Here is a 12,882-nt window from a genome sequence, read left to right as displayed (position 1 = left end):
CCGCGCCGGTCGGCCGCCACGCCGGGCAGCCGGGCCGCCACCGGCACCGTGCCGGCCACCGAGGGGCCGGGCTGGTGTTCGCTCGACGTCGGCTCACCGTTCGACTACGCGCGGCAGGGCATCCTCTACGTCGCCGCGCACCTGCCCCGCCCCAGCGTCTCCGGGCTGCCCGAGGCGGCCGGCGAGGAGCTGCTCGCGCTGGCCGGGGCACTCGGTGGGCGTACCCTCGGGCTCTTCTCCTCGCGCCGGGCCGCGCAGCAGGCCGCGGAGCTGCTCCGCGCACGGACCGACCTGCCGGTGCTGCTCCAGGGCGAGGAGGCGCTGCCGCTGCTGGTCCGCCGGTTCCGGCAGGAGCGGTCGAGCTGCCTGTTCGGGGTGATGTCGCTCTGGCAGGGGGTGGACGTGCCGGGCGACGCCTGCCAGCTCGTGGTGATCGACCGGCTGCCCTTCCCGCGCCCGGACGAGCCGCTCGCGGCGGCCCGGGCCGCGGCGGTGGACGCGAGCGGCGGGTCGGGTTTCGCCGCGGTGAGCGTGCCGATCGCGGCAGTGCGGCTGGCGCAGGGCGTGGGGCGGCTGATCCGGGCCACCGGGGACCGGGGCGTCGTCGCGGTGCTCGACTCCCGGCTGGAGACCGCCCGCGGCTACGGCCCGTTCCTGCGGCGCTCGCTGCCGCCGTTCTGGTACACCACCCGGCCGGACGTGGCCCGGGGCGCCCTGGAACGGCTCGGGAAGAGCTGACGGGAGCAGGCGGACGACCCCGTCGGCCGTCCGCCCGCTCCCTCCACATGGGTCGCTGACCGTCCCCGTCGGTCAATTCCGGTCAACTCAGGGCGCCTGCGAGGCGACGACCACCGCGTCCGGCGGGGTGTCCGGCACGGTCCGGGCGGCGAGCCGCCGAACGGCCGTGTTGAGCACCGCGATCAGCGGCACCGCGACCAGCGCCCCGGTGATCCCGGCGAGGACGACGCCGGCGGCGATCCCGATGATCACGGCCAGCGGGTGGATGGCCACGGCGCGCCCCATGATCAGCGGCTGGAGCACATGCCCCTCCAACTGCTGCACGCCGATCACCACGCCGAGGATGATCAGGGCCTTGATCGGCCCGCTGTCGACCAGCGCCACCAGCACCGCCACGACGCCGGAGAGGGCCGCCCCGACGATCGGGATGAACGCCCCCAGGAAGACCAGCGCGGCCAGTGGGAAGGCGAACGGGATGTCGAAGACGACCAGGAAGATGCCGATGCCGACCGCGTCGATGAAGGCGACCAGGACGGTGGCCCGGACGTACGCGCCCAGCGTCGACCAGGACGCCCGGCCGGCGTCGTCGACCTTCCAGCGGGCGGCGACCGGCAGCAGCCGGACCAGGAACCGCCAGATCTGTTTGCCGTCGCGGAGGAAGAAGAAGGTCGCGAAGAGCACCAGGATGGTGCCGGTGAGCACCTCGGCCAGGGTGGCCGCGGTGGAAAGGGCACCACTGGTGACCTTCGAGGTGTTGCCGTTGACCCAGCCCTGCGCCTCGTCGATGTACCGGTTGAGCTGGCCGTCGGAGAGGTGCAGCGGCCCGGTCTTGAGCCAGTTCTGGATCTGCCGCACACCCTCCGACGACTTCTCGCTCAGCTTCGGCACGCCCTGGATGAACTCGTTCACCACCAGGGTCAGCGTGCCGACCACCGCGGCCAGCCCGCCGACGAGCACCACGCCGTCGCCAGCGACCGGGGGAAGCGGGCCTTGAGCAGCCAGCCGACCGCGGGGGCGAGCAACGCCGAGAGCAGCAGCGCCACCGCGAGCGGAATGATCACGATCCGGATGGTGCCGACGATCTTGAGCAATCCCCACGTGACGAGCCCGATCACGATCAGGCGCCACGACCAGGCGGCGGCGATCCGCAGCGCGTGCGGCACGTCGGCGTCGTCCCGGCTGGAGGTGGAGTTGTGCATGGTGGCCGGCGCTTCCGCGCCCACCACCGTCGCCGAGGGCGGCGCCACCGGACCCGGCGAGGCCGGCGAGGCCGGCGAGGCCACGCCCGGGTCGTCGGGCTCGTCCGCCGGGTCGTCACGGCGCGCGCGCACCGACTCACGTCCCGACTCGTACGCGTGACGGAGCCGTCCGCGTACCCGCTCGAAGCGGCTCAAGCGCACCTCCCGCAAAGCTGGCCCGCCCACGACACAGGGGGGCAGGATACGTCCGTCCGTCCCACCCTAGGCCGGTTCCGCCACACATTGCCCCCGCTCGACTCCGCTCAACCACCGCACGATCGACCGCGGCGCACGCGGTAGCGTCTTCGCGTGACCGCCGACCAGAACCTCGACTCCGGCCTGCCGATCCGCCTGCTGCACGACCGCGTGCTGGTGCGTATGGAGGGCAGTGAGGGCGAGCGCCGCTCCACCGCGGGCATCGTGATCCCGGCGACCGCGGCGGTGGGCAAGCGCCTCGCCTGGGCCACCGCGGTGGGGGTGGGCCCGCACGTGCGCTCGATCGTCGCCGGCGACCGGGTGCTCTTCGACCCCGACGAGCGGTCCGAGGTCGAGCTGCACGGCCGCGGGTACGTCCTCCTCCGCGAGCGCGACGTGCACGCCGTCGCCGCCGAACGGGTGGAGCACGAGCCCACCGGCTCGACCGGCCTCTACCTCTAGGCCCTCCCCACCCGGACGTCGTTTGCCTTCCTTCCCGACGGGAAGCCAGGCACCTCCAGCGCCCTGGGGAGGGACGATGCCGGAATTCCTGAAGAAGCTGCTGCTGTGGGGCTTCGTCGGCTTCCTGATCTACTTCATAGCGTTCCGCCCGGACGGCGCGGCCCAGATGTTCAAGGGGATCGGAGCGGCGCTGATGGCCATCTTCCAAGGCCTCGGCGACTTCATGACCGGCCTGATGACCTGACTACCCGCCACCACCCGCCCCGCGTCGGCGGTCGGCGATCAGGTGCCGGGGGGCCAGGGCGCGGCCGGTCGCGGGCCGTACCAGCCGGGCGGCCGTAGGCGGCCGGGAAGGCCGGGGGCGGCGGCGGGGTGAGCACCACCGGAATCGGCACCACCGGCTCGTCGGGCGCCGGCACCGCCCGCTGCGACCCGTCCGGGAACCGCAGGTGGTAGCGCTGCCGTCCCAGACCCCCACCGGCGTCTGCGGGTCCCGCCCCACGAAGAACGACCGGTACGCGCTGATCGCCTCCAGCAGCTCCCGTTCCTCCCGGGCCGTCCGGTCCCGGTCGGCCTGCTTGCGGTCCAGCCCGCGGCGCATCCCGTCGCGCAGCAGCGCCAGCCGGGTGGCCGCGAACTGGTAGCCGCGCATCGCCTTCACCCCGCCGTCACCGGCGATCCGGCGGGCCCAGGTACGGGCCGCGTGCCGCCGGCCCAGGCTGCCCAGCGCCGCCACCTCGGGCGGGGTCAGCCAGCCGGCCCGCACGTAGTCCGGCAGGGTCCGCTCGGTGAGCCGCCCCTCCCAGGCCCGCAGCCAGATCGCCAGGCCCACCATGCCGAAGAAGATCGGCACCATCACGCCGATGTAGCCGTACAGGGCGATCAGCGGCTGGCCGGTGGCCGCGGCCAGCGAGGGCAGCAGGTTCCAGGTGCCGTGCAGCATCATCGCCAGCAGCAGGCCGGCGATCGGGGCGAGCACCCGGACCCGCCGGTCGGCGGTCCGCGCGGCGATGCCCAGGCCCACCCCGGTCATCGAGGTGAACAGCGGGTGGGCGAACCCGAAGATCAGGATCCGGACGATGAAGATGGCGATCACCTGGCGGGCGCCGGTCGCCGGACCGTACTCCTCGACGCCCGTGCGGTAGCCGTACCCGCCCAGGTAGAGGATGTTCTCCACCATGGCGAAGCCGATCGCGGAGAGCCCGCAGTAGACCAGGCCGTCGGTGATCCCGGACCACTCCCGGCGCCGGAAGATCAGCAACAGGATCGGCCCGAGCGCCTTCGTCAGCTCCTCGATGAACGGGGCGACCAGCACGGCGGTGAGCGCCGTGGGCAGCCCCCAGTCCTTGAACAGCCCGGCGAACGTCTCGTTGACCAGCAGGGAGACGGCGGTGGAGACGAACGCGCCCCAGGCGAAGCAGAAGATCAGGTACTTGAGCGGCTCGGGTTCGTAGCGGTCCAGCCAGAGGAAGCAGGAGACCAGCACCGGCACCGGCAGGACCGCCGCGACCACGCCGACCAGCAGCGCCTGGGCGCCCAGGCTCTCGCCGAGGGTGAAGACCATGAAGACCGCCCCGACGGCGATCAGCAGGACGACCCCGGCGAGCGCCAGGAACCGCCGCCAGCCGAGCCGGCGCAGCGGCATCCGGGGGGTCACCGACCCCGGCGGCGGGGCGGCGGGCGCGGTCGGCGGCGGCGGCGGTCCGCCGGGCGGGGTGTCGGCCATGCGGTCAGCGTAGTCACCCGTGACCCTCTGGTCCGGCCGCATTCCGGCCGCTATGCTGCCGATAGGTCACGAGCGCCAGCGTCAAGCCCCGGCTTGCTGGCCGGCAACCCTCGTCGAGTTCGCGGTGGGGTGCCCCGGGTGATGACCGGGCCCAGCCCGAACGGCGTGCTGGGCAAGCGCGGACCCCGTCCCGGTGCCCACACCCCGGGGTCCCCTGGACCCCGGAGGTTCCGGCATGACCATCACCCTCGTACCCTCGCTGCGCCCGCTGCCCGCGCTCCCGGACCGGCCGGCGGACGCCGACCCGCTCGGCGTGCTCGGCGTACCGGGGCAGATCAACCTCGACCACGCGGCCAGCGCGCCGTGCGCGCGAGCCGCGGCCGACGCGGTGGCCGAGCTGCTCCCCTGGTACGCGAGCGTGCACCGCGGCGCCGGCGCGCTGTCGCGACGCTGCACGCTGGCCTACGAGCGGGCCCGGCAGACGGTCGGCGACTTCCTCGGCGCCCGCGCCGACGACCACGTGATCTTCACCCGGAACACCACCGACGCGGTCAACCTGCTGGCCCGGGCGCTGCCCGCCGGCACCACCGTGGTCACCTTCGCCGGGGAGCACCACGCCAACCTGCTGCCCTGGCCGCGTGGCTCGGTCCGGCTGCCGGTGCCGGAGAGCCCCGCCGCGGCGTCCGGGCGCTGGACGCCGCCCTCGGCGAGCTGCGCCGGGTCGACGCCGGGAACGAGCCGGCCCCGCGGTCGGCAGCCCCGGCGACCAACCCGGCCCGACCCGGCCCGCCGGTGCTGGTCGCGGTGACCGGGGCGAGCAACGTGACCGGCGAGCGGTGGCCGGTGGCCGAGCTGGCCCGGGTCGCCCACCGGCACTCCGCCCGGATCCTGGTGGACGCCGCCCAGCTCGCCCCGCACGCGCCGGTCGACCTGGCCGCGCTGGACGTGGACTACCTGGCGCTCTCCGGCCACAAGCTGTACGCGCCCTTCGGCGCCGGGGTGCTCGTCGGCGGTCGGACTGGCTGGACGCCGCCCCGCCGTACCTGGCCGGTGGCGGCGCCACCGGGCACGTCGGCGCGGCCACCCACGACGTGCGGTGGACCACCGGCCCGGCCCGGCACGAGGCCGGTACCCCCAACCTGCTCGGCGCGGTCGCCCTCGCCGCGGTCTGCGCCGCGCTGACCGAGGCCGACCGGGACGCGCTGCACGCCCGGGAGCAGCGACTGCTGGCCCGGCTGCGGGAGGGGCTCGCCGCCCTGCCGCACGTCGTGGAGCTGCGCACCTTCGCGCCCGAGGCGCCCCGGGTGGGCATCGTCTCCTTCGTGGTGGCCGGGCGGGACTCCGCCGAGGTCGCCGCCCATCTGGCCACCGCGCACCAGATCGGGGTCCGGGACGGGCTCTTCTGCGCCCACCCGCTGGCCCGGCGGCTGCTCGCCGAGGCGGCCGCGCGCAGCGGCCGGCGGGACCTGCCGCCCACCGCGCTGCGGGCCAGCATCGGCCTCGGCAGCACCGCCGAGGAGGTGGACCGGCTGGTCGCCGCCCTGGCCGCGGTCGGCTGAACGGGGTCACCCGAGCGGGGGCGCCGTCGGCGGCTTCGGGGCGCCCTCCGGCTCGGCCTGGCCGCTCGGCGGCTGTTCGGTGTCGCCGAACGCCTGTCGGACGAGCCGGTTCGCCTCCTCCTGCTCGATGCCGGAGGCGACTATCAGGTCGCTGGCGGTGGTACGCACCTGGGCGATCACCACGCTGCCGGAGAAGCCCACCCCCTCCGCGTACGCCCGGCCGGCCTCGCTCACCGCGCGCAGCGACCACTCGCGGGCCTTTTCCGGCTCCGCGCCGACGGCGAACTCGTGCCGGAGCATGCGGACCGACTCGGCGAGGTGGGCGACCGAGTCCGGCATCGGCTCCGGGATCGGCTCCTCGTCCTCGATCAGGGTGACCGAGCGGCGGATCAGGGTGCCGCTGTTGCGCATCGCCCGGTCGATCGGGTCCGCCGCCTCCGCGTAGTGGGTCAGCTCGTCGCGGCGGTGCCAGCGGGCCGGGGAGAGCGTGGCGGTCTCCTTGGCCCCCTCGATCGCCTCGCTGAACCTGGCCAGCTCGTCCTTGTTCTCCCGGAGCCGTTCCAGCGCCTGCTGGGCGCTCTGCCGGTCCCGCTTGCGCAGCGCCTCGGCGCTGACGTCCAACTGCTCGACGAGCAGGTCCAGCGCCGGCCGGGCGGCCCGGTTGATCACCCGGAGCGGGTTGAGCGGCAGCAGGATCGCGGTCACCACCAACGCGATGCCACCGCCGATGAACGCGTCGACGAAGCGCGGTATCTCCAGGTTCTGGGTGGACGGGCTGAGCGTCACGATCAGCACCGCGGTGGCGGCGGCCTGGATCACGACGGCCACGCTCGCACCGAAGAAGATGGTCAGCAGGATTGCGGTCGTCACCACCAGCCCCAACTGCCAACCACCGGCGCCGAGCAGATAGATCAGGAGGTCGCCGAGGGCCACCCCGACCGCCACCCCGATGATCAACTCCACGGTACGGCGCAGCCGCTGGCCGACCGACGCGGCCAGCGTGCCCACCGCCGAGATCGGCGCGAAGACCGGCTGCGGATTGCCCAGGAGCTGGTGGGAGATGACCCAGGCCAGCGCGGCGGCCAGCCCGGCCTGGACGGCCAGGCCCAGCGCCGACCGGACCCGGTGCAGCCGGTCGTGCAGCGTGGCCTTGCTCCGGTGGCGCAGCTGGTCCGCCGCCTCGGCGATCCGGGCCGCGTCGACGTCGACCACCCCGTCCTTCAATCCGGCACGACGCAGGAGCGGAGGTCGTCGGTCCCGGGCCACGGCCATGGCGGGGACTACCCGCGTCACCCCCGGTGAATCCTCGCCATGCGGCAGACTGCACCGGGTGGGAGAGCTGATCGCGCGGTGGCGTGCCGCCGTCCGGGGCGCCGGGGCGACCGACCCGGCCGGGGTGGACCGGGCCGGGGAGCGGCTGCTGGCCGGCTGGCGAGAGCCGCACCGGCACTACCACACCGCGGATCATCTGACCGCCGTGCTCGACGTGGTCGACGGCCACGCGGCGCTCGCCCGCCGGCCCGACCTGGTCCGGCTGGCTGCCTGGTGCCACGACGCGGTCTACGACTCGCGAGCCGGCGGCGACGCCAACGAACGGGCCAGCGCGGCCCTCGCGGGCGACCTCCTCGCCGACGCCGGGCTGCCGGCCGCGGCGGTGGCTGAGGTGCGCCGGCTGGTGCTGCTCACCGCCGGGCACGTGGTGGCCGCCGACGACCCGGACGGCGCGCTGCTCTGCGACGCCGACCTGGCGGTCCTGGCCAGCCCGCCACCCGTGTACGACCGTTACGTCGCCGCCGTCCGCCGCGAGTACGCCCACATCCCCGACCCCGACTTCCGCGCCGGAAGGGCGAGGGTCCTCGAATCCCTCCTGGCCCTCCCCGCCCTCTACCGCCTCCCCATCCTGCACACCCGCTGGGAACCCCGCGCCCGCACCAACCTCACCCGCGAACTCAAAACCCTCCGCCCCTGACCCTCGCCGCCCCTCTCCCCGTCGATCTTGCAGTTGGGGCCCCGGCGAACCGGGTGAATCAGCCCAACTCGGGGGCCCGAAGTGCAAGATCGCGGGAGGGGTGGGGGCCGTGCGGGCGGGTGAGGTGTTTGGGGCGGCGGAGGTTGGCGTCGCGGAGGAGGCGGACGATGTCGCGGCTGGGGACGACCTGGGCGCCGAGCCAGACGGCCACGGGGAAGCGTTCGGCGGGGATGTCGTAGTGGTCCCGGTCGAAGCCACGGCGGGGCGCGCCAAGCGCCTCGGCGAAGGCGTGCAGCTCGGCGTAGGAGACGTCGCTGATCAGGTGCGACCAGAGCCGGCCCCGCCAGGGCACGGCCGGCCGGTCCAGATACAGCATGCCGGCCAATCTAGCGCGCGGTCGCCCGGTTGATGATCACCTGGCGACGACCTAGCCTTCCCCGCATGGCCGGTTCCCCCCTCCTCGACGACCTGCGGGCCGCGCTCGGCGACGCCGCCGTGCTGACCGACCCGGACCTGCTCCGGATGCACGAGCGGGACGAGGCCGACCTGTGCGCCGCCGGCACCCCGCTCGTGGTCACCCGGCCGCGCAGCACCGAGGAGGTCGTCGCGGTGGTCCGGGCGGCCGCCCGGCACGGCGTACCGGTGGTCCCGCAGGGGGCCCGGACCGGGCTGGCCGGCGCGGCGAACGCGGTCGACGGCGCGGTGGTGCTGAGCACCGTGGCGATGGACCGGATCCTGGAGATCGACCCGGTGAGCCGGATCGCCGTGGTCCAGCCCGGCGTGGTCAACGCGGCGCTGGCCGGAGCGGTGGCGAAGCACGGCCTCTGGTACCCGCCCGACCCCGGCTCCTGGGAGTCGTCCACCATCGGCGGCAACGTCGCCACCAACGCGGGCGGCATGTGCTGCGTCAAGTACGGCGTGACCACCGAGTACGTGCTCGGCCTGACGGTGGTGCTCGCCTCCGGCGAGGTGCTGCGCACCGGCCGGCGTACCGCCAAGGGGGTCGCCGGGTACGACCTGACGCGGCTCTTCGTCGGCTCCGAGGGCACCCTCGGGGTGATCACCGAGATCACCGTCTCGCTGCGGCCCGCCCCGGCGAAGTCGCTGACCCTGGTCGCCGTCTTCGGGTCGACCGCGGCCGCCGGGACGGCAGTGGCCGGGATCGCCGAGCGGGGGCTGAGCCCGAGCCTGCTGGAACTGCTCGACCGGGTCCACCTGGCGGCCATCGAGGCGTACCGGCCGATGGGGTTGCGCACCGACGCGCAGGCGCTGCTGCTGGCCGCCGTGGACACCGGCTCCCGGGCCGCTGAGGACCTGGCCCGGATCGCCGAGGTCTGTGAGGCGGCCGGCGCCGACGAGGTCTGGACGGCCACCGACGCGGTGGAGGCGGCGGCCCTGCTCCAGGCCCGCCGGCTGGCCCACCCGGCGATGGAGCGGTACGCCGCGGAGGCCTTCCCCGGCGGCAACGGCGGGCTGGTGATCGACGACGTGGCGGTGCCGCGCGGCGCGCTCGCGGCGCTGCTGGACGGGGTGGCCCGGATCGCCGAGGAGTGTGCCGTGCCGATCGGCGTGGTGGGCCACGCGGGCGACGGCAACATGCACCCGAACATCGTGGTCGACCGGGCCGACCCGGCCAGCGTCGAGCGCGGCCGGCGGGCCTTCGACGAGATCATGCGGCTGGGTCTGGCGCTGGGCGGCACCTGCACCGGGGAGCACGGCGTGGGGCTGCTCAAGCGGGACTGGCTGGCCCGGGAGATCGGCCCGGTCGGGATCCGGGTGCACCAGGCGATCAAGGCGGCGCTGGACCCGGAGGGGCTCTTCAACCCCGGCAAGGTGCTCTGACCGGTCCGCACCGGCGGGTGGCCGGACCCGACCCGGTCGGGGGCCCGGATCGGGCGGTCGGGACCGTGGTCAGCCGCGGACCTCGGCCGGCGTCGCCTGGGTGAGCAGCAGCAGGATCTCGCCGGCGACCGGTGGCCGTTCCTCACCCGGGCAGTCCTGCGAGGTGATGGTCAGGCCCGGCGGGATGAGCAGGGTGGAGGTCAGCGCGTCGATGCAGGCCAGCTTGTACTGGCGGGCCTCGTCCGTCTCCTTCGCCAGGGCGGGGTCGGCGAGCATCCGCTGCAACCGCTGCACCTGGTCGGGGGCGAGCTCCCCGGTCGAGTTCACCCCGTCGCCGGCGCAGTCCTGACAGGCCCACCGGCCGTTCGGCTCCACCTCCAGGGAGCGGACCGGGCCGTCCGCGCCGAGCTTCTGCACCAGCGAGACCCGGCGTGTCCCGGTGGGGGCGGAGGCCTCCCCGCTCGGCGGTGCGGACCCGCGCGGCGGCGCCGTGGACCCCTCGGCCCGGTCGAACACCGAGCAACCGGTCAGGGCGAACACCAGCAGAACACCGGCCGAAAATAGGAGGACGCGCGACCTTGATGGGCGAACCACGCACGGCAACCTACCCCACCGTAGGTTGCGCCGGTACCCGCCGACCGGCCGAGCGATGAGCCCGACCGGGGCCCCGGCGGATCGCTACCGGGGGGACGACGGAAGTTCGACGGCGTCGCCGTCGACACCCCGGTCCGCCGCGAACCCCCGGACGTCGGGTGCGCCGAGCCGGGCCGCGTCCGCCGCCACGTCGTCCGGCATCAGCTGCGACTGGCGCTCCGCCTCCACCCGCGCCCGGTAGTGCGCCACCTCGCGGGCCCGGGTCGCCTCGTCCCAGCCGAGCACCGCGCCCATCAGCTCCGCGGCGTGCTCGGCCGAGTCCAGGCCGCGGTGGCTGGTCTCGAAGGAGATCCGGGTACGCCGGGTCAGCACGTCCTCCAGGTGCAGCGCCCCCTCGGCCCGGGCCGCGTACGTCACCTCGGCGGCCAGGTACTCCGGGGCGCCGGCCAGCGGGGAGCCCTGCAACGGGTCCGCGTCGATCAGGGCGAGCAGGTCGCGGGTGAGCGTGCCGTACCGCTCCAGCAGGTGTTCGACCACCCCGACCGGGACTCCGTGCCGGCGGGCCAGGTCGGCCCGGTCCCGCCACGTCGCCGCGTACCCGTCCGCGCCGAGCAGCGGCAGGTCGGCGGTGCGCGACGGCCGGGTCCAGCCCAGCCGGTGGACCGCCCGGTCGACCACGTCCGAGGCCATCACCCGGTACGTCGTGTACTTGCCGCCGGCGACCAGCAGCAGCCCCAGCATCGGCTCCACCACCGCGTGCTCCCGGGACAGCTTGGAGGTGGAGTCCGCCTCGCCGGCCAGCAGCGGGCGCAGCCCGGCGTACACGCCCTCGATGTCGTCGGTGGTCAACGGCCGGTCGAGCACCATGTTGACCTGCTCCAGCAGGTAGTCGATGTCCCTGGCGGTGGCCGCCGGGTGGGACCGGTCCAGCCGCCAGTCGGTGTCGGTGGTGCCGATGATCCAGTGGCCGCCCCACGGGATGACGAAGAGCACGCTGGTGGCGGTGCGCAGGATCAACCCGGTCTCGCCGGTGATCGCCGAGCGGGGCACCACCAGGTGGACGCCCTTGGAGGCCCGGACCCGCACCCCGGGGCGCAGCCCGACGTCGTTGAGCATCCGGGACATGTCGTCGCTCCACACGCCGGTGGCGGCGATGACCGTGCGGGCGCGTACCTCGAACTCGGCGTCGGGTGAGCCGGCGGGCGCCTCCAGGTCGCGGACCCGGACCCCGGTGACCTCGCGGGCCTGGCGGATCAGGCCGACGGCCCGGGTGCTGGTCACCACGGACGCGCCCAGGCTGGCCGCGGTGCGCGCCAGCGTCACCACCAGCCGGGCGTCGTCGACCTGCCCGTCGTAGTAGCGGATCGCCCCGGCCAGGGCGTCGGCGCGGAGGCTGGGGAAGATCCGGCGGGCGCCCTCGCGGGTCAGGTGGCGGTGCAGCGGCATGCCGCGCCCGCCGCCGAAGACGCCGGCGAACGCGTCGTACGCGGCCACGCCGGCCCCGTAGTAGGACCGCCGGAAGAAGCGGCCGGGCAGGTCGCGCAGTCCCCGCCCGGCGGGCAGCGGGACCAGGAACGGCACCGGGCGCACCAGGTGCGGCGCGAGCCGGGTGGCGAGCAGCCCCCGCTCGGTCAGCGCCTCGTGGACCAGGTGGAACTCGAGCTGCTCCAGGTAGCGCAGGCCGCCGTGGATGAGCTTGCTGGACCGGCTGGAGGTGCCGGCGGCGTAGTCCCGCGCCTCGACCAGCGCCACCTTGAGGCCGCGGGAGGCGGCGTCGAGCGCGGCACCCGCGCCGGTCACGCCGCCGCCGATGACCAGCACGTCGAACCGCTCGGCGCGGAGTCGGCGCAGGTCGTCGGCGCGGCGGGTGACGGAGAGCTGGCCGGCCGCGGATCGGGACACATTGGGGTCGCGCACCTGTCCACGGTAACCGTCCCGGCCTCGCGGCGGCACGCGCCGGGCGGCCGTACCGTGATCGGCATGGAGATCGGTCCCCGCCCGCCCGCCGGTCCGCCCGGCCCGCCGCCGGCCCCCGCTCGGGAGCGGACGGGCCCGTGGCCGGTGGTGGCGGCGGTCCTGGTCGGCGGGTGGACCGCGCTGGTGACGGTGCTCGGGCAGGTGGTCGGCTGGGCCGTCGACCAGGCGGTGCTGGTCGCCGGCCTGGACCGGGCGGTGCCGACCTGGCCGCTGGTCGCCCTCGGCACGGTGCTGCTGGTCGGGGCGCCCACGCTGGCGCTGGCCCTGCTCCCCCGCTCGCCGGCGGTCCGGGCCACCGGCCGGGTCTGGCTGGCCGGGGCGCTGGCGCTGGGCGCGTTGACCCTGCTGCGGTCCCTGCCGCCGGTGCACCAGGAGGCGTACCTGGCCGCCCTGGCCGCCACCGCCGCCCTGCTGGCGGCCCTCCTCGGCCGGCTGCTCCACCGCCGCGCCGCCCCCGGGCGGCGGCCGGCGGCGACGGCACGCCTCGGCAGGACGGCGTGGGCGTGGGAAGGACGCCGGCGCGACCCGGTGCCGGGCGGTCGGGACGCCCCGGACGATCGCCGGGAAGGCCGGCCCGCGACC

The 12,882-nt window shown here is 75.3% G+C and carries 9 protein-coding genes, 4 pseudogenes and 1 riboswitch; of the genes and pseudogenes, 7 read left to right on the top strand and 6 right to left on the bottom strand.

Annotated features, from left to right (window positions below):
• Positions 1-738: ATP-dependent DNA helicase (locus tag JNW87_RS24930; protein WP_305070465.1), on the top strand; the 738-nt coding region annotated here is incomplete at its 5' end.
• A gap of 87 nt (positions 739-825) precedes the next feature.
• Here JNW87_RS24930 and JNW87_RS24925 read toward each other — a convergent pair.
• Positions 826-1,937 (bottom strand): annotated as a pseudogene (locus tag JNW87_RS24925) (AI-2E family transporter).
• 348 nt (positions 1,938-2,285) lie between these two features.
• Here JNW87_RS24925 and JNW87_RS24920 point away from each other — a divergent pair.
• On the top strand, positions 2,286-2,633 hold the full coding sequence (locus JNW87_RS24920; RefSeq protein WP_109801032.1) for a co-chaperone GroES: 348 nt from the start codon (positions 2,286-2,288) through the stop codon (positions 2,631-2,633).
• Positions 2,634-2,709: 76 nt separating this feature from the next.
• Positions 2,710-2,877 carry a hypothetical protein gene (locus JNW87_RS24915; RefSeq protein ID WP_201749543.1) on the top strand — a complete coding sequence of 56 codons (168 nt, stop codon included), beginning with the start codon at positions 2,710-2,712 and terminating at the stop codon, positions 2,875-2,877.
• Between the two features lie 38 nt (positions 2,878-2,915).
• Here the strand turns inward: JNW87_RS24915 and JNW87_RS24910 are convergent.
• Positions 2,916-4,401, bottom strand: a pseudogene (locus JNW87_RS24910) (PrsW family intramembrane metalloprotease).
• A 22-nt stretch (positions 4,402-4,423) separates the two neighbouring features.
• Positions 4,424-4,544: riboswitch (SAM riboswitch) on the top strand.
• 50 nt (positions 4,545-4,594) lie between these two features.
• Between JNW87_RS24910 and JNW87_RS24905 the strand changes: the two are divergent.
• A pseudogene (locus JNW87_RS24905) lies at positions 4,595-5,918 on the top strand (aminotransferase class V-fold PLP-dependent enzyme).
• Between the two features lie 6 nt (positions 5,919-5,924).
• Here the strand turns inward: JNW87_RS24905 and JNW87_RS24900 are convergent.
• Positions 5,925-7,184, bottom strand: a complete 1,260-nt coding sequence (locus JNW87_RS24900; protein ID WP_238454491.1) for an FUSC family protein — start codon at positions 7,182-7,184, stop codon at positions 5,925-5,927.
• Between the two features lie 64 nt (positions 7,185-7,248).
• On the opposite strand from JNW87_RS24900, the gene JNW87_RS24895 reads away from it, so the two are divergent.
• A complete protein-coding gene (locus JNW87_RS24895; protein WP_238454490.1) occupies positions 7,249-7,887 on the top strand; it encodes a metal-dependent phosphohydrolase in 639 nt (212 codons plus the stop codon).
• A 58-nt stretch (positions 7,888-7,945) separates the two neighbouring features.
• Here JNW87_RS24895 and JNW87_RS24890 read toward each other — a convergent pair whose 3' ends face one another.
• Positions 7,946-8,263: a DUF4031 domain-containing protein gene (locus tag JNW87_RS24890; protein WP_238454489.1), complete on the bottom strand. Its 318-nt coding sequence runs from the start codon at positions 8,261-8,263 to the stop codon at positions 7,946-7,948.
• 65 nt (positions 8,264-8,328) lie between these two features.
• On the opposite strand from JNW87_RS24890, the gene JNW87_RS24885 reads away from it, so the two are divergent.
• The gene (locus JNW87_RS24885; RefSeq protein WP_109805700.1) at positions 8,329-9,729 is read left to right on the top strand and encodes an FAD-binding oxidoreductase; all 1,401 of its coding nucleotides are present in this window, start codon (positions 8,329-8,331) and stop codon (positions 9,727-9,729) included.
• A 69-nt stretch (positions 9,730-9,798) separates the two neighbouring features.
• Here the strand turns inward: JNW87_RS24885 and JNW87_RS24880 are convergent, their stop codons facing one another.
• Entirely contained in the window at positions 9,799-10,269 is a 471-nt protein-coding gene (locus JNW87_RS24880; RefSeq protein ID WP_236648602.1) for a hypothetical protein, read from the bottom strand.
• A gap of 138 nt (positions 10,270-10,407) precedes the next feature.
• Positions 10,408-12,225, bottom strand: a complete 1,818-nt coding sequence (locus tag JNW87_RS24875) for a glycerol-3-phosphate dehydrogenase/oxidase (RefSeq protein ID WP_109805702.1) — start codon at positions 12,223-12,225, stop codon at positions 10,408-10,410.
• A gap of 78 nt (positions 12,226-12,303) precedes the next feature.
• Here JNW87_RS24875 and JNW87_RS24870 point away from each other — a divergent pair.
• Positions 12,304-12,882: pseudogene (locus JNW87_RS24870) on the top strand (hypothetical protein); the annotation flags it as partial.

This window comes from Micromonospora sp. ATA51 (assembly GCF_016802855.1).
Taxonomy (GTDB): domain Bacteria; phylum Actinomycetota; class Actinomycetes; order Mycobacteriales; family Micromonosporaceae; genus Micromonospora; species Micromonospora sicca.
This window is presented reverse-complemented; position numbering and strand designations above follow the sequence as displayed.

What these genes read in the sequence shown, in the direction of transcription:
- JNW87_RS24885 (WP_109805700.1), top strand. Translation starts at nt 8,329, where the DNA reads ATGGCCGGTTCCCCCCTCCTCGACGACCTGCGGGCCGCGCTCGGCGAC.
- JNW87_RS24915 (WP_201749543.1), top strand. Translation starts at nt 2,710, where the DNA reads ATGCCGGAATTCCTGAAGAAGCTGCTGCTGTGGGGCTTCGTCGGCTTC.
- JNW87_RS24890 (WP_238454489.1), bottom strand. Translation starts at nt 8,263, where the DNA reads ATGCTGTATCTGGACCGGCCGGCCGTGCCCTGGCGGGGCCGGCTCTGG.